Origin of the sequence: Enterobacter cloacae complex sp. GYL001, assembly GCF_049237125.1 — a bacterium.
Classification (GTDB): Bacteria; Pseudomonadota; Gammaproteobacteria; order Enterobacterales; family Enterobacteriaceae; genus Enterobacter; species Enterobacter hormaechei_C.
In genome coordinates, this window is the sequence record NZ_JBMKGW010000008.1 from 177,156 (window position 1) to 195,504 (window position 18,349).

Consider the following 18,349-nt stretch of genomic DNA (forward strand, 5'->3'; position numbering starts at 1 on the left):
CACGTGGGTACTGCTATTTATCGTCAGTACCCCGTATAATATAAGGCTTTAACAGGGAGAGGTTCGCGTGCACTCGATTTTCCTCGCGCTGCAAAGCCTGCGTACTCAGCTTGCGCAAGCATTGCCAGCTACACCCGGTTTACGCCATTTCGATGTCTCTTTCCCGTTAAACGACGCCTTCGATCCGCTGGCCTGGCTCGGTGTGCAGCGATGCTATCCTCAGTTTTACTGGCAACAGCGCAGCGGCGATGAAGAACTTGCCGCGCTCGGAAGCCTCGCCCATTTTGATTCTCTGGCCTCGGCCTCGCGGTTTTTGCACACCCACGACGTAGCCAATGACACCCGTATCTGCGGCCTGAACGCCTTCAACCCGGCGCAGGGCAAGCTGTTTTTACCGCGCCTTCTCTGGCGACGGTCTGGCGGGGTCGCCACGCTGCGTCTGCAACTGTGGAGCGAAACGTCGTTGCGGGAAGAGGCCCGTGAGGCGCTGAATTTTGTCGATAACCTGCGCGACGCCGCGCCGATCCGCCCGTTGTCCGTGCAGATTGTGCAGGAAACCCATCATCCGGAAAAACCGGAATGGCTGGCGTTGATTCGTCAGGCGACGGATACCCTTGCTCGCGGCGATTTTGAGAAAGTGGTCCTCGCACGTGCTACAGACGTGCATTGCCAGCAGTCCGTGAATGCCATCGCGCTGATGGCTGCCAGCCGCGCGCTAAACCTCAACTGCTATCATTTTTGTATGGTCTTTGACGCCAGAAACGCGTTCCTCGGCTCGACGCCTGAACGCCTGTGGCGGCGACGCGGCACGCTGCTGCGCACTGAAGCGCTGGCAGGCACCGTCGCCAGCCATTCTGACGATAAGCAGGCCCAGCGTCTGGGCGACTGGCTGATGAATGACGACAAAAATCAGCGGGAAAATATGCTGGTGGTGGAAGATATCTGCCAGCGTCTTCAGCACCATACCCGGACGCTGGAGATCCTGCCTGCGCAGGTGCTGCGTCTGCGCAAGGTGCAGCATTTACGTCGCTGTATCTGGACCGAACTTAAACAGCCTGACGACGAGCAGTGCCTGCATATTCTGCAACCGACGGCGGCGGTGGCCGGGCTGCCGCGACAGGCGGCGCGAGAATTTATTGCGAAAGTGGAGCCGTTTGACCGGGAGTGGTACGCCGGGTCGGCGGGCTATTTATCGCGCGATCAAAGCGAATTCTGTGTGGCATTACGCTCCGCCCGCGTTCACGACGCTGCGCTGCGTCTTTATGCGGGGGCGGGCATCGTCAGCGGCTCCGATCCGGAGCAGGAGTGGCAGGAGATCGAAAACAAGGCCGCCGGGCTGCGTTCCCTTCTCCTAAGGGATTAATACTGATTCGTGCAATCCCGATTCATATCAAAATTCTGACTTTTTCTATTATTTATACTGTGTCGCATTCTTGATACTGGACAATCTCATGTCAGTAAGTTCTTTTAACCGACGCTGGGCGGCGGTGATCCTTGAAGCCCTGACCCGTCATGGTGTCAGGCATGTGTGTATTGCCCCGGGCTCTCGCTCCACGCCGCTCACCCTTGCTGCCGCGGAAAACCGGGCTTTTATTCACCACACCCATTTTGATGAGCGGGGTCTGGGCCATCTGGCGCTCGGGCTGGCGAAAGTCAGCAAAGCGCCCGTGGCGGTGATAGTCACCTCCGGCACGGCGGTGGCGAACCTCTATCCGGCGCTGATAGAAGCGGGATTAACCGGCGAAAAGCTGATATTACTCACCGCCGACCGTCCCCCGGAACTTATTGACTGCGGCGCTAACCAGGCGATTCGTCAGCCTGGCATTTTTGCCTCGCATCCTTCACAGACGGTCTCGTTGCCGCGCCCCACTCAGGACATTCCCGCCAGCTGGCTGGTCTCAACTCTCGACCACGCCATGAACGCACTGCGCAGCGGCGGGCTGCACATTAACTGCCCGTTTGCCGAGCCGCTGTACGGCGAAATGAACGATACTGGCCTCGTCTGGCAACAGCAGCTGGGTGACTGGTGGGAGAGCGAAAAACCCTGGCTGCGCGAGCAGACGCATCTGGAAAGCGCAAGACAGCGCGACTGGTTCTTCTGGCGCCAGAAGCGCGGCGTGGTGATTGCCGGGCGGATGAGTGCGGCGGAAGGCAAGCTGGCGGCGGAGTGGGCACAAACGCTTGGCTGGCCGCTGATTGGTGACGTGCTTTCCCAGACGGGCCAGCCGCTGCCCTGCGCCGACCTCTGGCTGGGGAACGCGAAAGCGGTTACCGAGCTGGCGCAGGCGCAGATTGTCGTCCAGCTGGGATCGAGCCTGACGGGGAAGCGTCTGCTCCAGTGGCAGGCCACCTGTACGCCAGAAGAGTACTGGCTGGTGGATCCGCTCGAAGGACGCCTTGACCCGGCGCACCATCGCGGCCGCCGCCTGGTGAGCAACATTGACAGCTGGCTGGAATTGCATCCGGCGGAAAAACGCAAACCCTGGGCGGTGGAGATCCCGGCGCTGTCACGTCAGGCGTGGGAACTCACCAAAGCGCAGTGCGAGGCGTTCAGTGAAGCCGGGCTGGCGCACCGTATCTGCAAATATCTTCCCGAGCAGGGACAACTTTTTGTCGGTAACAGCCTGGTGGTGCGCCTGATTGACGCCTTTTCGCAGCTGCCGGCGGGTTATCCGGTGTACAGCAACCGGGGCGCGAGCGGCATTGACGGCCTGATCTCCACCGCCGCTGGCGTACAGCGGGCCAGCGCGAAATCCACGCTGGCGATTGTGGGGGATCTCTCAGCCCTCTACGATCTCAACGCGCTGGCGCTCCTGCGTCAGGCGTCGGCCCCGTTCGTGCTGATTGTTGTGAACAATAACGGCGGGCAGATTTTCTCGTTGCTGCCGACGCCGCAAAGCGAGCGTGAGCGCTTCTATCTGATGCCGCAAAACGTGCAGTTCGAACACGCCGCCGCCATGTTCAGCCTGAAGTACCATCGCCCGGAAAACTGGGACGCGCTGGAGACGGCGCTGAACACCGCCTGGCGGCAGCCTGGCGCGACGCTGATTGAGCTGGTGGTAAACGATGCTGACGGCGCGCAGAAGCTGCAACATCTGCTTGCGCAGGTGAGTCACCTGTGATCCTCGCAGGCGTCTCCCAGCCAGGAAAACCAGGCTACCCCTGGCTGGTTTTCCTGCACGGTTTTTCCGGCGACTGTCGCGAGTGGCAGGCTGTCGGGGCGTCGCTGCATGACTACCCCCGGCTCTACATTGACCTGCCCGGGCACGGTGGTTCAGCGGATACGGGCGTGACGGGGTTTGCAGAGGTAAGTGAATTGCTCTCGCATACCCTTGTTAGTTACAACATACTAAGATACTGGCTCGTGGGGTACTCCCTCGGCGGCCGCATTGCGATGTTCCATGCCTGTCAGCATCCTGCGGGGTTAGACGGGCTGATGGTGGAAGGTGGACACCCGGGCCTGCAAGACGCCGATGCGCGCCAGGCCCGGCTGATCTCTGACCGCCGCTGGGCGTCACGGTTTCGCAGTGAGCCGCTGGAGGCCGTCTTTGCCGACTGGTATCAACAGCCGGTCTTTGCCTCACTTACGGATGATCAGCGCAGGGCGCTGATCGCGCTGCGCAGCCGGAACAACGGCCCGAGGCTGGCAGAGATGCTGGAGGCCACCTCGCTTGCCGTTCAGCCTGATTTACGTCCCGCGCTCATCGCGCGTAATTTTTCTTTTGACTATCTCTATGGCGAACGTGACGGGAAGTTTGCAGCTATCGCTGCTGAACTTAACGCCACGCGTCATGCTATCCCTCACGCCGGACACAACGCCCACCGGGACAACCCGGACGCGGTTGCCGCGAGTCTGGCTCAGATACTGCGTTATCGAACAAAGGACACGCTATGATCTATCCTGATGAACACATGCTTTACGCGCCGGTTGAATGGCAGGACTGCTCCGAAGGCTACACCGACATTCGTTACCACAAATCCGCCGATGGTATCGCCAAAATCACTATCAACCGTCCACAGGTGCGCAACGCATTTCGTCCGCTGACCGTAAAAGAGATGATCCAGGCGCTGGCGGATGCCCGCTACGATGACACTATCGGCGTCATCATCCTCACCGGGGAAGGGGAGAAAGCCTTCTGCTCCGGCGGCGATCAGAAAGTCCGCGGTGACTACGGCGGATACCAGGATGATGCGGGCACGCACCACCTGAACGTGCTGGATTTCCAGCGCCAGATCCGCACCTGTCCAAAACCGGTGGTCGCGATGGTGGCAGGGTATTCCATCGGCGGCGGTCACGTGCTGCACATGATGTGTGACCTGACGATCGCGGCGGAAAATGCCATTTTCGGTCAGACTGGCCCGAAAGTCGGCTCTTTCGACGGCGGCTGGGGCGCGTCCTATATGGCGCGCATTGTCGGTCAGAAAAAAGCCCGCGAAATCTGGTTCCTGTGCCGTCAGTACAACGCCCAGGAAGCGCTGGATATGGGGCTGGTTAACACCGTGGTGCCGATCGCCGATCTGGAAAAAGAGACCGTGCGCTGGTGTCGCGAAATGCTGCAAAACAGCCCAATGGCGCTGCGCTGCCTGAAAGCGGCCCTCAACGCCGACTGTGACGGTCAGGCGGGCCTTCAGGAGCTGGCAGGTAACGCCACCATGCTGTTCTATATGACCGAAGAGGGTCAGGAAGGGCGCAACGCGTTCAACGAAAAACGCCAGCCAGACTTCAGCAAATACAAACGGAACCCGTAATGCGTTGCGCGCAGGTTTACCGCTGGCAGATACCGATGGACGCGGGCGTGGTGCTGCGTGAACGGCGGTTAAAAACCCGTGACGGCTTTTGCGTGCATCTCCGGCAGGGCGAGCGGGAAGGGTGGGGCGAAATCGCCCCGCTTCCGGGTTTTAGCCTGGAAACGCTGGACGAGGCGCAGGCTGCGCTGATGGCCTGGACGTACGAATGGCGTGAGGGAGCAGATCCGGCGCTGCCGGACGTTCCTTCCGCCGCGTTCGGCATCAGCTGTGCGCTGGCAGAGCTGGACGGCAGTTTACCGGACGCGACGAACTATTGCGCCGCGCCGCTCTGTACCGGCGATCCGGATGAACTTTTCGCGCTCCTTTCCGCGATGCCTGGCGAGAAGGTGGCGAAAATAAAGGTTGGCCTGTACGAAGCAGTGCGCGACGGAATGGTGGTTAACCTGTTACTGGAAGCCATTCCCGATCTGCACCTGCGCCTGGACGCCAACCGCGCCTGGACGCCGCTCAGGGCGCAACAGTTTGCGAAGTACGTCAACCCGGCGTACCGCAGCCGCATCGCGTTTCTCGAAGAGCCGTGCAAAACGCGCGACGACTCGCGCGCCTTTGCCCGGGAAACCGGCATTGCCATCGCCTGGGATGAGAGCCTGCGCGAAGCCGATTTCGCGTTTGCCGCCGAGCCGGGCGTCAGGGCCGTGGTGATTAAGCCAACGCTGACCGGCAGCCTCGACAAGGTGCGCGAGCAGGTTGCGGCGGCCCATGCCGCAGGGCTGACGGCGGTGATCAGTTCATCCATCGAATCCAGCCTCGGCCTGACGCAGCTGGCGCGCATCGCTGCATGGTTAACGCCGGACACCGTTCCCGGTCTCGATACGCTAAACCTGATGCAGGCCCAGCTGATTCGCCAGTGGCCTGGCAGCACCTTGCCGTGCCTCGACGTCGGGGCGCTGGAGCCACTGCGATGAGTTTTACCGACTGGCCGTGGCGGTACTGGCGCACCCGGCGTGCCGATAAATCCGCGCTGCGTTTAGACGATATAACGCTCAGCTGGTCTCAGCTGGGCGAGCGTATCGATCGTCTGGCAGCCGGTTTTCAGTCTCAGGGCGTTACGGACGGTGACGGCGTCATGCTGCTCGCCCACAACCACCCGCAGACCCTGCTGGCCTGGCTGGCGCTGCTTCAGTGCGGCGCCCGCATTTTGCCGGTGAACCCTCAGCTTCCCCGTCCGCTGCTGGACGTCCTCCTGCCGCAGATGACCCTGCGTTTTGCGCTGGTGCTTAACGGTGAGTATGACGGTCTGCCCGGTCTGGTATTAAGAGAGGGCGAGGGGCAGGGCGGCGTCACGTGGCGGGCAGAACGGCTGGCCTCAATGACGCTCACCTCTGGCTCCACCGGCTTGCCGAAAGCGGCGGTGCACACCTGTGCCGCCCACCTTGCCAGCGCAAAGGGCGTGCTGGCGCTGATGCCTTACGGCGGTAGCGACGACTGGCTGCTCTCTCTGCCGCTGTTTCACGTCTCCGGTCAGGGGATTTTGTGGCGCTGGTTGCAGGGCGGAGGCCGTCTCACCGTGCGTGAAAAACAGCCGCTGGAGCAGGCGCTACAGGGCTGTACCCACGCCTCGCTGGTGCCAACGCAGCTGTGGCGGCTGCTTAATTCACACCATCCCGTCGCGCTGAAAGCCGTGCTGCTCGGCGGGGCGGAAATCCCCGTTGCGCTGACCGAACAGGCGCGCGAGCAGGGGATCCGTACGTTCTGCGGTTACGGTCTGACCGAGTTCGCCTCCACCGTCTGCGCCAAAGAGGCCGACGGCGCGCCGGACGTGGGCAGCGCGCTGCCGGGCAGAGACGTTCAGGTGGTGAACGGTGAAGTCTGGATCCGGGCGGAAAGCATGGCGGCGGGCTACTGGCGAGACGGCGCATTATTGCCGCTGGTCAATGAGCAGGGCTGGTTCGCCACCCGCGATCGCGGCGAGTGGCATGACGGACGCCTGACCATTCTGGGCCGAATGGACAATCTCTTTTTCAGCGGCGGAGAAGGGATCCAGCCCGAAGCGCTGGAGCGCGTTATCGCCACGCATCCGCAGGTAAGCCAGGCGTTTGTCGTTCCGCTGGATGATGCCGAGTACGGGCAACGTCCGGTGGCGGTAGTGGAATGCGAGCCGGGCACGGATATCACGCTGTTGCCGGAGTGGGTTCAGGGCAGGCTGGCGCGCTTTGAGCAGCCGGTACACTGGCTGGCGCTGCCGTCAGAACTGAAAAATGGCGGGATTAAAATCTCCCGCCAGGCGTTAAAGCAGTGGGTCAATGCCCTGTTGAGGGGCTAATCAGCCGATATCCGGCTGCGGTTTGTGCTGGCGTCGACGGACCCAGCGCAGCACCGGCGGCACGACAATCACCATAATCGCCATTGCCAGCAGGATCTTCGTCACGCTGCTCTCCCACAGGATCCCCATGTTGCCGTTGCTGATGGAGAGGGCGCGGCGCAGGTTCTGCTCCAGCATTTCCCCCAGCACAAACCCTAAAATCAGCGGCGACATCGGGAAGTGCATCTTGCGCAGAATGTAGCCCAGCACGCCGAGCAGCACCATCAACACCAGGTCGAAGGTGGTGCTGTGCACCGCGTACACCCCAACCGCAGAGACGGCGGCGATGGCCGGGACCAGGAACCACAGGGGAATGGTCAGCATGCGGGTGAACAGGCCGATCAGCGGGATGTTCATCACCAGCAACATCACGTTGGCGATCAGCAAGGCGGCAATCAAACCCCAGACGATATCGGGCTGCTCGGTAAACATCGCCGGACCCGGGGTGATGTTATAGAGCGTCAGCGCGCCCATCATTACCGCCGTGGTGCCGGAGCCCGGCACGCCGAGGGTCAGCATCGGGATAAACGAGCCGCAGGCCGAGGCGTTATTCGCCGCCTCCGGCGCTGCCACGCCGCGGATATCGCCTTTGCCGAAGCTGTCGCTGTTACCGCTCAGCTTTTTCTCGGTCATGTAGGTGATAGCGCTGGCGATAGTAGCCCCCGCGCCGGGCAGAATGCCGACGAAGAAACCGATCACCGACGAACGCAGGGTGGCGCCAATACACTGCGCCCCCTCTTTGGCATTAAAGAGCATACGTCCGGTTTTACGCACCAGCGTCTGCCCGCTGCTGGTATGCTCCAGCATCAGTAAGATTTCTGAGACAGAGAACAGACCAATCACCACGACGATAAACTGCACGCCGTCGGAGAGATGAACGCTGTCGAAGGTAAAACGATAAACCCCGGTGTTGGCATCCACGCCGACGGTGGCCAGACTGAGGCCAATCAACGCAGACAAAAACGACTTCAGCGGATTCTGCGCCATCATGCTGCCGAGACAGGCGATGGCGAACACCATCAGGGCAAAATACTCGGCCGGACCAAACGCCAGCGACCACTGGGCCAGCGCCGGGGCGAAGAGGATGATGCCGCCAATGGCGATCATGGAGCCAAAGAACGAGCTGACGGCAGAAATAGAGAGCGCCACGCCGCCGCGCCCCTGCTGCGCCATCGGGTAGCCATCCAGCGCGGTCATAATGGCGGCGGCATCGCCGGGCACGTTAAGCAGAATCGAGGAAATACGCCCCCCGTATTCGCAGCCGATATAAACCGTCGCCAGCAGGATCAGCGCCGATTCCGCAGGCAGGTGTAGCGCAAAGGCCAGCGGCAGTAAAATCGCCACGCCGTTGATAGGGCCAAGGCCCGGCAGCAGGCCGACGATGGTCCCGACGAAACAGCCGATCAGGGCGATCACCAGGTTTTCCGGGGTCATCGCTACCGCGAACCCCTGAGAGAGATAGATCCAGGTATCCATAGCGTGCTCCGTTAGTTAAACCATGCGCCGAGCGGCAGGGTCACGTCCAGCAGGCGGTCGAAGGCGTACCAGAGTAAAATGCCCAGTACGACCCCGGAGATCCCCGCCGCAGGCAGCGAGGCGTTAAACAGTATGCCAATCACCATCGTCAGCAGGGCGGTGGCAATCGGGAAGCCGAGCCACTCAAAGCCCCACGCATACATCAGCAGGACAATTACCATTACCAGCAGACGTTGCAGCGTACGGCGTGGCGGCCACTCCACGGTATCCGGATGGCGCAGCAGCAGCGCCACCGAACAGAGCAGCATCAGGCCGACAATGCCGACGGGGAAGGGGCGTGGCCCCACGGGTTCATAGCTGTATTCGCTGTGGATCTGCCAGGCGACGAACATGCCGCCAATGCAGAGCAGCAGCCATATCCCGGCAAAAATGCGATCGCTCATAGCGCCTCCGGTTATTTCGCCAGACCAAAGGCTTTCGCCTGTTCGCGGTAGTCATTCACCTGTTTTTTGACATACTCGTCCAGCTGCTTGCCGTTCAGGTTGAACTCAAACAGCCCGCGCAGATCGCGCTGTTTTTTGAACTCCTCGGTTTGCTGAAGTTTTGCGAAGGTATCCACCCACCACTGGTACTCGGCGTCGGTCACTTTTGGCCCGACGAAGAAGCCGCGGATGATCGGCCAGACCAGGTTATAACCCTGCTCTTTAGCGGTTGGGACGTCTGCCAGCTGGCCCGGCAGACGGTTTTCCGAGAAGACCGCCAGCACGCGGATCTTATCCCCGCTCAGGTAGGGCACCATTTCGCTGAGATCGCCCGATACCGCCTGGACGTGATTGCCCATCAGCGCCGTCACCGGCTCGCCGCCGCCTTCAAAGGCCACGTAACGCATCTTGTGCGGATCCACTTTGGCCTGCTGCGCCAGCAGCGCGGCTTTCATCCAGTCCTGGCTGCCGATAGAGGCGCCCGCGCCAATGACCACGCTGTTCGGATCTTTTTCCATGGCGTTCAGCAGATCTTTCAGGGATTTCCACGGGGAGTCCGCGCGCACGGCGATCATGCCGTAATCGGTGCCTACGGTGGCGAGCCAGCGCACGTCATTCACGTCATAACGACCAAATTTCCCCTGCGACAGGTTCAGCAACGAACCGCCGGAGAAGGCCACCACGGTGCCCGCTTCGGCAGGGCGCTGCGCGACGGTGGCGTTATAGGCTACCGCGCCCACGCCGCCGGGCATGTAGGTGACGCGCATCGGTTTTTCAATGGCCTTCGTCTCCAGCAGGCTGACCTGAATCAGCTTGCAGGTCAGGTCGAAGCCGCCGCCGGGTTTGGCCGGGGCGATACATTCGGTACGGGATGGCGCGTCCTGCGCCTGGACGACAGAGGCACTCAACAGCAATACGCTTGCAGCAAGGGTAGAAAGTAATTGTTTTTTCATCGTTTATCCTCACGCCGGAGAACCGGGAGTACGGGTACGGGTGTATTTTTTCTGATTATGTGAACCACCTTGTAGCGGTTCCGTTGCGTGATTGTTAAAACAATAACCTTTCATTTCCCTTTCACTGCGACACCAACTTTACAGGATGTGATATGCGTCTCTTACTGGCGGAAGATAATCGTGAGCTGGCTCACTGGCTGGAAAAAGCGCTGGTACAAAACGGATTTGCCGTGGATTGCGTCAACGATGGACGGGCGGCCGATCATCTTTTGCAGGGAGAAAACTATGCCGTCGCGATCCTTGATATCGGCATGCCCGGCTTCGACGGGCTGGAGGTGGTGCATCGCCTGAGAAAACGCGGGCAGACGCTGCCGGTGCTGTTTCTTACCGCCCGCAGCAACGTGGCAGACAGGGTGAAGGGGTTGAATGCCGGGGCGGATGACTACCTGCCGAAACCGTTCGAGCTGGAGGAGCTTGATGCCCGCCTGCGCGCGCTGCTGCGCCGCAGCGAAGGACGAACCCAGGAGCGCCAGCGGCTGGGAGAGCTGGAGTACGATGATGAAGGCTTTTTTCTGCTGCGCGATGAACCCCTTTCCCTCACGCCGCGCGAACTCTCTTTGCTGAAGGTGCTGATGCACCGCCGGACCCGTCCCGTCTCCCGGCAACAGCTTTTCGACCAGGTATTCAGCCTGAACGACGACGTCAGCCCCGAGAGCATCGATCTCTATATTCACCGCCTGCGTAAGAAGCTGACCGGCAGCGGGGTGCGGATCATTACCCTCCGGGGGCTGGGCTACGTGCTGGAGTGCGGCGATGAGGTGGGTTAAGCCGCAGTCGCTTTACCTGCAACTTTTGCTTTTTCTGGGTTTGCCGCTGCTGCTGTTATGGGGGCTGTCAGCCTTTAACAGCTACGTTAGCGCGTTACAGGCGGCGACGCAGGCCTATGACCGCACGCTGTTATCCTCGGCGCGCACGGTGTCAGAGCGGCTGGTGGTGCACAACGGAAAACTCCAGGTGAACGTGCCCTGGGTCGTGCTCGACAGCTTCGAGCTGAACATGAACGATCGCCTCTACTACAAGGTCGTGGACCCTGACGGGCGGACGATCTCCGGCTACGACGATCTGCCGAATATGCCTCCCTCCACGTCGCGCACTACACACTATCCGGCGCTGGCGTGGTTTTATCATACCGAGTATCGCGGGCAGGCGATCCGCGTGGCGAAGCTGCTCCAGCCGGTTAACGAGGACAGTGTGTTCGGGATGGCGGAGATCTACGTCGCCGAAACGTTGCAGTCGCGGCGCTATCTGGCCACTCAGCTGCTGTTTTCCTCGCTCGTGTCGCAGGGGCTGCTGGTGCTGTTGACGCTGGTCCTGACCGCGTGGCTGCTGCGTCGTGTGCTGCGCCCGATGCGGCAGCTCTCGTCCCTGATGGTGCGCCGTGAGCCCGGGCTGCTGGCTCCGCTGCCGGAGCTGCTGCCCTGGTCGGAAACGCGGCTGCTGATTGTGGCATTTAACCGCTATATCGACAGGTTGCGCGGCGTACTTTCGCGGCAGGCGCGCTTTAACGCCGACGCCTCACACCAGCTCAAAACGCCGCTGGCGGTGCTGAAAACCCAGGTATCGGTTGCCCTGACGCGTAACGATCCGGCGCTGTGGCAGGAGAGCTTACGGGCGATGAACGTCACGCTGGATAACACCATCGTGCTGACGGAAAGGCTGTTGCAGCTTTCGGCGGTGAAGCGAAAAGAGCAGGGGGAGCGACAGTTTGCGCCTGTCGATCTGGTACAGGTGGTGCAAAACTGCTGCTTTTCCCGGCTGGCGCAGGCGCGCAGCAAGGGTATCGATCTCGGTTATGACGGCGTACAGCAGTCGGTAATGATTGAGGGGGATGACGTGTTGCTGGGCGAACTTTGCGCCAACCTGCTGGAGAACGCAATCAAATACACACCGGAGCAGGGCGTCGTGACGGTGTACCTGCGCACGGCTAACGATGCCGTTGAGCTGAGCGTGGAGGACAGCGGACCGGGCATTGCTGAAGACCAGATCTCCCAGGCCATGCTGCCGTTTCATCGGCTGGATAACGTGGGCGATGCCGCCGGGTCCGGCATTGGCCTGGCGCTGGCTAACGATATTGCCCGCCTGCACCGCAGCCATCTTCAGCTGATGCCCAGTGAAAATCTGGGTGGGCTGAGCGTGAAAATGCGCTTTCTGATGCTGGTATAAATGCCGATATTATCAAATCGTTACAAACTAATTGCCCGCCGCACGCTGAGTCCATTGATCACACAGGCAGTCAGGTTAAAATCTCGCGGTTTTTGGACATCTCTGAATAAATTGTGCGGGATCACGACAATGAAAAAAGTGGCATTAATGGGCTTAAGCGGCCTGATGTTTGTTTCAGCAGCGGCAAACGCAATTTCCTTCAACGGCTCGGCGGGAGAAGATTATACCCATCTGGGCTTTGGTCTTGGCACGGATAGCGCAGGCCTGGCAATGACCGGCGGCTGGACGCACAACGACGACGATGGGGATGCGGCAAGCCTGGGCCTCGGCTTCAACGTGCCGTTGGGCCCCTTCCTGGCGACCGTCGGCGGTAAAGGCATTTACACCAACCCGAACGACGGCGACGAAGGCTACGCGGCGGCAGTGGGCGGCGGCTTGCAGTGGAAAATTGGCGACAGCTTTGGCCTGTTCGGTGAGTACTACTACTCCCCGGATTCCCTCTCCAGCGGTATCGACAGCTATCAGGAAGCTAATGCCGGCGCGCGCTGGACCATCATGCGTCCGATCACCATCGAAGCGGGCTATCGCTATCTGAACCTGGCCGGTAAAGACGGCAACCGCGACAACGCCCTGGCAGACGGTCCGTACGTCGGCGTGAGCGCCGGTTTCTAATCCTCTCGGCGCGGCGTTCAGTCGCGCCAGTTTCTCTCTTCCCCCGGTCCTCGATTGCGCTATAGTGTTTTGACCATTGAAATGGGAGAACACAATGATAAATGTGGAAATGTTATCCACTGGCGACGAAGTGCTGCATGGGCAAATCATTGATACCAATGCCGCCTGGCTCGCCGATCTCTTCTTTGAGCAAGGATTACCGTTAACGCGCCGCAACACCGTAGGTGACAATCTTGAGTCGCTGGTCAACGTTCTGCGCGAGCGCAGCGAACGCTGCGACGTGCTGATTGTGAACGGCGGGCTGGGACCCACCAGCGACGATCTCAGCGCGCTGGCCGCCGCCACGGCCAAAGGCGAAGGCCTGGTTCTGCACGAGGCGTGGCTGGCACAGATGGAGCGCTTTTTCTCCGGGCGTGGCCGCGTGATGGCCCCCAGCAACCGTAAGCAGGCTGAAATTCCCGCCAGCGCGGAACTGATTGATAACCCGGTCGGCACCGCCTGCGGGTTTGCCGTTCAGCTGAACCGCTGCCTGATGTTCTTCACCCCGGGCGTCCCGTCGGAATTTAAAGTGATGGTCGAGCAGCAGATCCTGCCGCGCCTGCGCGCGCGCTTTACGCTGCCTGAACCGCCGCTGTGCCTGCGTCTGACCACCTTTGGTCGCTCGGAAAGCGATCTGGCCCAGAGCCTCGATCACCTGCAACTGCCTCCTGGCGTGTCGATGGGCTATCGCTCCTCCATGCCGATTATTGAACTGAAGCTGACCGGACCGGCGTCAGAGAAAGCCGCCATGCTGGCGCTGTGGCCGGAAGTGCAGCGCGTCGCCGGGGAAAGCCTGATTTTCGAAGGAACGGAAGGGCTGCCGGCGCAGATCGCAGCGCATTTGCAGTCCCGCCAGTTGAGCGTGACGTTAAGCGAGCAGTTTACCGGTGGGCTTCTGGCGCTTCAGCTTACCCGGGCGGGTGCGCCGCTGCTGGCCAGTGAAGTGGTGCCGTTCCAGCAGGAGACGCTGGCGCAGACCGCGCGCTGGGCGTCCGAGCGCAGAGTGAAGCATTTCGCCGGGCTGGCGGTGTTTGTGGGCGGGCTGGATGAGGAGCACCTCAACTTTGCCCTGGCAACGCCGGAAGGGACGCACGCCCTGCGGGTCAGGATGAGCATTACCCGCCACAGCCTGGCCGTGCGTCAGGAGGTGTGCGCGATGATGGCGCTGAACATGCTGCGCCGCTGGCTGAACGGGAAAGAGGTCGCCAGCGAGCACGGCTGGATCAACGTCGTCGAATCGCTGTTCGTGGAGTGAGAGTGTGCCGGGGCCGCGTCCCCGGCAACGGTTACGCCAGCGCTTTTGCCAGCAAGGTAATGGGATGTTCACAGCGTTTGCTGGTGGACATCTCGATCTGCCACTTGCAGGTTTCGCAGTCCGTCACCACGATATCTGCGCCGCTCTCTTCAATCTGCCGGAACAGCGGCGCGCCAATGGCCTGTGACGTTGGGTAGTTTTCACGCTTGAAGCCGTACGTGCCTGCGATGCCGCAGCAGCGTGAGTCCAGCACCGTCAGCTCCAGCCCGGGGATCAGCCGCAGAAGCTCAAGCGTATAGATCGACCAGCCCATCTTCTCCATATGACATGGCGTGTGATACACCACCTTCAGCGGCAATTTGCCCAGCGGTAACGTCTGCCCGCTGTCCAGTTTGCGCCAGAGAAAACGGGTCGCCAGCTCAATGTGCTCGCGCAGGCCGGTGTTATCCACCTCCAGCAGATGCGGATATTCATCGCGCAGCGTGAAGGTACAGGTTGACGACGTCGCCAGTACCGGTATCCCTTTGTCGACGATCGCCTCACGTAAAGAGGTGACGTTGCGGCTCGCCTGCTTGCGCGCTTTGTCGATGAAGCCGTTGGCAATCAGCGGAACGCCGCAGCACTTTTCTTTGCTCAGCAGCTGAACGCCCGTTCCCATGGCGTTCAGCACTTTCAGCAGGTCTTTCCCCAGCTGCGGATGGTTGTAGTTCACGTAGCAGCCGTGGAAGAAGGCGACCTGCTCAGCGAACTGCGCCTGTTCTGCCGCCACGGATTTAAACCAGCGGCGGAAGGTGCCGTGAGAATATTTCGGCAGACTGCGGTGATGGTCGATTTTGAGCGTCGCATCCAGCAGCCTGCGCACCGGCTTCAGGGCGGTGGCGGCATTGACGACCGGCGCGAAAGGCGTCGAGAGGCTACCCATCAGATCGGTGTGGCTCAGTATCGCGTCACGCAGCGTCGGTTTTTGCGTACTGTAGCGGGCGCGGGCGCGCTGGATGATATCGCCTATTTTCACGTCCGACGGGCAGGCAACTTCGCAGCGTTTGCAGTTGATGCAGTATTTCAGCGCCTCGTCGTAGAGCGCGCCATCCTTCAGGCGCAGACGCTCCCCGTCGGGACCGGCCTGTTTCGGGCCGGGATAGCGCGGATCGACGCCGCTGACCGGGCAAACCGTGGTGCAGACCGTGCATTTGATACAGCTTTCAAATCGGGTGTCGTTCATTGTGCTCCCTCCCTGCGCTGGATAATCTGCTCCGCGACATGCAGCGCAGTGACGGCGCAGACGCCGCCACCGCAGCCCTGCGCCACGGGATCGTACCCGCCCAGAACCGAGCCGATGGCGTAAAGATTTTCAACCGGTTCCCCGCCCAGCCGCGGGCGCAGTTGGCTGTCGACGATCACGCCGAACTGCTGCCAGGGCTGCGGGGTGAAGAAATCGCTTTGATACCAGTCCGCGCGGGAAGCGCTTTGCCGGACGTCCAGACCGAGGATCGCCTCACGCACGCCATCCCGGCTGCTCAGCAGACCGTTACTGAAGAAACTGCCGCTTGCCAGCACCGTAAAGCGTGCGCGAAGCGGGATGTCGCCGTGGTTGCGGGTCCAGATTTCGCTTACCGCGCCCTCAGCCAGGATGATTTTTTTCACCTCGTCGCCTGCCATCCAGACGCCACCCTGGGCAACAAACTGACGCTGAAGCTGGGTGTGCAGACGAATGCCGGGCACGGAAGGGGGGAGCGTCGGCAGTAAACCGAGCGTACAGGGCAGGCGCGCCGAGAGCCAGCGCCAGAGCCGGTTGTCCGTTAAGCCAAAACAGGCGGGCATAAACAGGGCGTCGCAGGTCTCGCCGAGCGGTTGAAGCGCCGCGTACAGCTGCGGCCAGTAACTTTCATTATCCAGCAGGCGGGCAATGTTCACCGCACGAAACTCGCTGGGGTTTTCGCGCAACACGTCGAGTTCGGGGAGATCAATCTCCGCCGTATCCACCTGAACACCCTGCTGTCTGAGAGACGCGGCGGCCAGATGCGGCTGGAAATCGAGGAAGCCGCTGATCCCCACCACCCGCACGCGCTCGGCAGCGATGGGGGCGACAGGCACCTCTTCCGGGCTAAGCCAGGCGGCGCGCAGGGTGCCGAGCGGCGTGACGCGCTGATGATTTTGCTCGGCGTCACCCTGCATGCGTGCGCCGCAGGTGGTGAGCAGGTGTTCGGTTTCGCAGGCAAAGCGGGCCATATTCTCTGCGCCCGTCAGGCGGTAGGGATGTTCAGGCGGCAGATCGGCGAACGATAGCGCGCCCAGTAAATCCAGCGAGCCGGAAGAGAAGTGCAGGGCACTCTGACCGCGAGTGACAATGGCGCAGCGCAGACCCCGCTGCGTCAGTTTGAGGCCGCACAGCAGGCCCGCCAGCCCGCCGCCGACAATCACGGTATCAAATTTCATGGTTGTGCTCCTTCTCCAGACCGCAAAGCCCCTGATAGACCCAGCGGGTAAACTCGCTTTCGCGCAGGGCATCGCCCCAGGCGACGGGCTGAATGCCCTTCCAGCGCTCGTTTAAAAAATCGCTGAGCTGGGCAAGCGACTGGGTTGAGGTGGTGGCGTGAAAACGTTGCAGCAGCCCGGCGGCACGGCAGGCGCACAGCTCCCCCTGACAGGTGCCCATCCCGACGCGCGTGCGGCGGCGTAAATCGAGCAGGTTGTTCACCGTCAGGTTTTCCACGGCATACTGCACCTCGCCTGCGGTCACGGCTTCGCATTCGCACACCAGGCTGCGGCTGAGTCGCCCTTCACCGAGCCAGGTTGGGGTGCGGTCGCCGTGGCGGTAAATCGCTGAACCGCGAAGCGGGGCAGGAAGTGAAATGATTTTGTGCAGCGTTTTTTCTGTCGATTGTTGCGAGCCGGGCAGAGCCTGTTCCGCCGTCACGCACGGTGCGGTGTTGCCGAGCTTACGGCAGATGGCATCGGTGGCCCACTGGGCCATCAGCCGATAGGTCATCAGCTTGCCGCCAGTAATGGTGATAAACCCGTCCATGCCGTCGCGTTCGGCGTGATCGAGCAGCACGATGCCGCGGCTGACGTTACGCCCGCTCGGATCGTTATCGCTGGCGACAAGGGGACGCACGCCCGCGTAGGCACGCAGAATACGCGTCTGCGCCATCACCGGGGCCAGCTTTTCCCCTTCGCGCAGCAGGATATCCACCTCTTCAGCGGTGACGCGGTTGTAATCAATTTCGCTGTAGTCCACATGCATTGAGGTCGTGCCGATTAACGAAATGGTGTCCCCCGGCACGAGGATATCGGCGTCAGACGGTTTACGGCAGCGGTTGATGACATGGTTATTGATGCGGTGGTCGAGGATCAGCAGCGAGCCTTTCGCCGGGAACATGCGCACCGACAGGTCCGCGTATTCCGCGATGCGCTGGCCCCAGATCCCCGCCGCGTTGACCACGACGGCGGCATACAGCTCGCGGTGTTCGTTGTACTGCGCATCAAACACGCGCACTCCGCGCACGGTATTACCTTCACGAATAAGCCCGGTGACGTGATGCCCGGTCAGGATCCGGGCGCCATGTTCCCGCGCGTCGAGCATATTGGCGGCGGTCAGGCGGAAAGGATCAACGGTTCCGTCCGGTACTTTTACCGCGCCCAGTAACGCCGGGTTTACCGAGGGTTCAAGACGGCGCGCCTGCGTAGGATCGATCGCCTCGGCCTGAATGCCTGCCGCCGTGCAGGCGGTGATAAAGGTTTGCTGAAAGCCGAGGTCATCTTCTGGAAGGGTGATAAAAAGACCGTTGGTCGGTTCAACGCAGTGGCGGGCGATGCGCCTGAGGATCTGGTTTTCAGCGATACACTCGCGTGCTGACTCAGCGTCAGTGACCGCATAGCGGGCGCCGCTGTGCAACAGACCGTGATTACGTCCCGTCGCGCCGGTGGCGATATCGTGGCGTTCCAGAAGCGTGACGCTCAATCCCCGCAGGGCGCAGTCGCGTGCGATGCCGGCACCCGTCGCGCCACCGCCAATGATAATCACATCGCTGAAGCGTGGATCGTGAATTGTCATTGCCTTTCCTCTATGTTCGTTTTTTAGCATTTAGCCACATTGATCGTGTGGTTTGTTTGATTTCGAACATAAACGCGCGAAATT

At 61.1% G+C, this 18,349-nt stretch carries 16 protein-coding genes; 10 read left to right on the top strand and 6 right to left on the bottom strand.

Annotated elements, in window-relative coordinates; genetic code table 11:
- Positions 1–67: 67 nt before the first annotated feature.
- The 6 genes from menF to menE all read left to right on the top strand — a co-directional run bounded on the left by menF (position 68) and on the right by menE (position 7,072).
- Positions 68–1,363, top strand: coding sequence for an isochorismate synthase MenF (menF, locus tag ACOTWU_RS15725; protein WP_126498861.1), 1,296 nt, complete (start codon positions 68–70; stop codon positions 1,361–1,363).
- Between the two features lie 88 nt (positions 1,364–1,451).
- Positions 1,452–3,122, top strand: coding sequence for a 2-succinyl-5-enolpyruvyl-6-hydroxy-3-cyclohexene-1-carboxylic-acid synthase (menD, locus tag ACOTWU_RS15730; RefSeq protein ID WP_126498860.1), 1,671 nt, complete (start codon positions 1,452–1,454; stop codon positions 3,120–3,122).
- On the top strand, positions 3,119–3,895 hold the full coding sequence (gene menH, locus ACOTWU_RS15735; protein ID WP_220719689.1) for a 2-succinyl-6-hydroxy-2,4-cyclohexadiene-1-carboxylate synthase: 777 nt from the start codon (positions 3,119–3,121) through the stop codon (positions 3,893–3,895). Before menD ends, menH begins: the two co-directional genes overlap by 4 nt.
- Positions 3,892–4,749, top strand: a complete 858-nt coding sequence (gene menB / locus ACOTWU_RS15740; RefSeq protein WP_003859452.1) for a 1,4-dihydroxy-2-naphthoyl-CoA synthase — start codon at positions 3,892–3,894, stop codon at positions 4,747–4,749. The genes menH and menB overlap by 4 nt, the downstream gene beginning before the upstream one ends.
- Positions 4,749–5,714: an o-succinylbenzoate synthase gene (gene menC / locus ACOTWU_RS15745; RefSeq protein WP_040117895.1), complete on the top strand. Its 966-nt coding sequence runs from the start codon at positions 4,749–4,751 to the stop codon at positions 5,712–5,714. The genes menB and menC overlap by 1 nt, the downstream gene beginning before the upstream one ends.
- Positions 5,711–7,072, top strand: coding sequence for an o-succinylbenzoate--CoA ligase (gene menE, locus ACOTWU_RS15750; RefSeq protein WP_045349096.1), 1,362 nt, complete (start codon positions 5,711–5,713; stop codon positions 7,070–7,072). The genes menC and menE overlap by 4 nt, the downstream gene beginning before the upstream one ends.
- On the opposite strand, the gene ACOTWU_RS15755 is transcribed toward menE, so the two are convergent.
- From ACOTWU_RS15755 to ACOTWU_RS15765, 3 genes are read right to left on the bottom strand one after another with little or no spacing between them, the layout of a single operon-like run.
- Positions 7,073–8,587 carry a tripartite tricarboxylate transporter permease gene (locus tag ACOTWU_RS15755; protein WP_006811365.1) on the bottom strand — a complete coding sequence of 505 codons (1,515 nt, stop codon included), beginning with the start codon at positions 8,585–8,587 and terminating at the stop codon, positions 7,073–7,075. It lies immediately after the preceding gene.
- Positions 8,588–8,598: 11 nt separating this feature from the next.
- Positions 8,599–9,030 carry a tripartite tricarboxylate transporter TctB family protein gene (locus ACOTWU_RS15760; RefSeq protein WP_003859443.1) on the bottom strand — a complete coding sequence of 144 codons (432 nt, stop codon included), beginning with the start codon at positions 9,028–9,030 and terminating at the stop codon, positions 8,599–8,601.
- 11 nt (positions 9,031–9,041) lie between these two features.
- On the bottom strand, positions 9,042–10,022 hold the full coding sequence (locus ACOTWU_RS15765) for a Bug family tripartite tricarboxylate transporter substrate binding protein (RefSeq protein WP_126498858.1): 981 nt from the start codon (positions 10,020–10,022) through the stop codon (positions 9,042–9,044).
- A gap of 152 nt (positions 10,023–10,174) precedes the next feature.
- Here ACOTWU_RS15765 and tctD point away from each other — a divergent pair, with 152 nt between their 5' ends.
- The 4 genes from tctD (at position 10,175) to ACOTWU_RS15785 (ending at position 14,211) form a co-directional block, all read left to right on the top strand.
- Complete coding sequence (tctD, locus tag ACOTWU_RS15770) at positions 10,175–10,849, top strand: transcriptional regulator TctD (protein WP_006811361.1); 675 nt, start codon at positions 10,175–10,177, stop codon at positions 10,847–10,849.
- Positions 10,836–12,245, top strand: coding sequence for a sensor histidine kinase (locus tag ACOTWU_RS15775; RefSeq protein WP_045343810.1), 1,410 nt, complete (start codon positions 10,836–10,838; stop codon positions 12,243–12,245). The genes tctD and ACOTWU_RS15775 overlap by 14 nt, the downstream gene beginning before the upstream one ends.
- A 129-nt stretch (positions 12,246–12,374) precedes the next feature.
- Positions 12,375–12,917, top strand: coding sequence for a YfaZ family outer membrane protein (locus ACOTWU_RS15780; protein ID WP_126498857.1), 543 nt, complete (start codon positions 12,375–12,377; stop codon positions 12,915–12,917).
- A gap of 94 nt (positions 12,918–13,011) precedes the next feature.
- The gene (locus ACOTWU_RS15785) at positions 13,012–14,211 is read left to right on the top strand and encodes a nicotinamide mononucleotide deamidase-related protein YfaY (protein ID WP_126498856.1); all 1,200 of its coding nucleotides are present in this window, start codon (positions 13,012–13,014) and stop codon (positions 14,209–14,211) included.
- A gap of 31 nt (positions 14,212–14,242) precedes the next feature.
- Here ACOTWU_RS15785 and glpC read toward each other — a convergent pair whose 3' ends face one another.
- Genes glpC through glpA form a run of 3 tightly spaced genes read right to left on the bottom strand, consistent with a single transcriptional unit; the run spans position 14,243 to position 18,265 of the window.
- Positions 14,243–15,433 (bottom strand): anaerobic glycerol-3-phosphate dehydrogenase subunit GlpC, encoded by a 1,191-nt coding sequence (gene glpC, locus ACOTWU_RS15790; RefSeq protein WP_126498855.1) that lies wholly within the window; start codon positions 15,431–15,433, stop codon positions 14,243–14,245.
- Entirely contained in the window at positions 15,430–16,647 is a 1,218-nt protein-coding gene (gene glpB / locus ACOTWU_RS15795; RefSeq protein ID WP_017693018.1) for a glycerol-3-phosphate dehydrogenase subunit GlpB, read from the bottom strand. Before glpB ends, glpC begins: the two co-directional genes overlap by 4 nt.
- Positions 16,637–18,265, bottom strand: coding sequence for an anaerobic glycerol-3-phosphate dehydrogenase subunit A (gene glpA, locus ACOTWU_RS15800; RefSeq protein WP_126498854.1), 1,629 nt, complete (start codon positions 18,263–18,265; stop codon positions 16,637–16,639). The genes glpB and glpA overlap by 11 nt, the downstream gene beginning before the upstream one ends.
- Between the last annotated feature and the right edge of the window lie 84 nt (positions 18,266–18,349).

What these genes read in the sequence shown, in the direction of transcription:
- menD (WP_126498860.1), top strand. Translation starts at nt 1,452, where the DNA reads ATGTCAGTAAGTTCTTTTAACCGACGCTGGGCGGCGGTGATCCTTGAA.
- menB (WP_003859452.1), top strand. Translation starts at nt 3,892, where the DNA reads ATGATCTATCCTGATGAACACATGCTTTACGCGCCGGTTGAATGGCAG.
- menC (WP_040117895.1), top strand. Translation starts at nt 4,749, where the DNA reads ATGCGTTGCGCGCAGGTTTACCGCTGGCAGATACCGATGGACGCGGGC.
- menE (WP_045349096.1), top strand. Translation starts at nt 5,711, where the DNA reads ATGAGTTTTACCGACTGGCCGTGGCGGTACTGGCGCACCCGGCGTGCC.
- ACOTWU_RS15755 (WP_006811365.1), bottom strand. Translation starts at nt 8,587, where the DNA reads ATGGATACCTGGATCTATCTCTCTCAGGGGTTCGCGGTAGCGATGACC.
- ACOTWU_RS15760 (WP_003859443.1), bottom strand. Translation starts at nt 9,030, where the DNA reads ATGAGCGATCGCATTTTTGCCGGGATATGGCTGCTGCTCTGCATTGGC.
- ACOTWU_RS15765 (WP_126498858.1), bottom strand. Translation starts at nt 10,022, where the DNA reads ATGAAAAAACAATTACTTTCTACCCTTGCTGCAAGCGTATTGCTGTTG.
- tctD (WP_006811361.1), top strand. Translation starts at nt 10,175, where the DNA reads ATGCGTCTCTTACTGGCGGAAGATAATCGTGAGCTGGCTCACTGGCTG.
- ACOTWU_RS15775 (WP_045343810.1), top strand. Translation starts at nt 10,836, where the DNA reads ATGAGGTGGGTTAAGCCGCAGTCGCTTTACCTGCAACTTTTGCTTTTT.
- ACOTWU_RS15780 (WP_126498857.1), top strand. Translation starts at nt 12,375, where the DNA reads ATGAAAAAAGTGGCATTAATGGGCTTAAGCGGCCTGATGTTTGTTTCA.
- ACOTWU_RS15785 (WP_126498856.1), top strand. Translation starts at nt 13,012, where the DNA reads ATGATAAATGTGGAAATGTTATCCACTGGCGACGAAGTGCTGCATGGG.
- glpC (WP_126498855.1), bottom strand. Translation starts at nt 15,433, where the DNA reads ATGAACGACACCCGATTTGAAAGCTGTATCAAATGCACGGTCTGCACC.
- glpB (WP_017693018.1), bottom strand. Translation starts at nt 16,647, where the DNA reads ATGAAATTTGATACCGTGATTGTCGGCGGCGGGCTGGCGGGCCTGCTG.
- glpA (WP_126498854.1), bottom strand. Translation starts at nt 18,265, where the DNA reads ATGACAATTCACGATCCACGCTTCAGCGATGTGATTATCATTGGCGGT.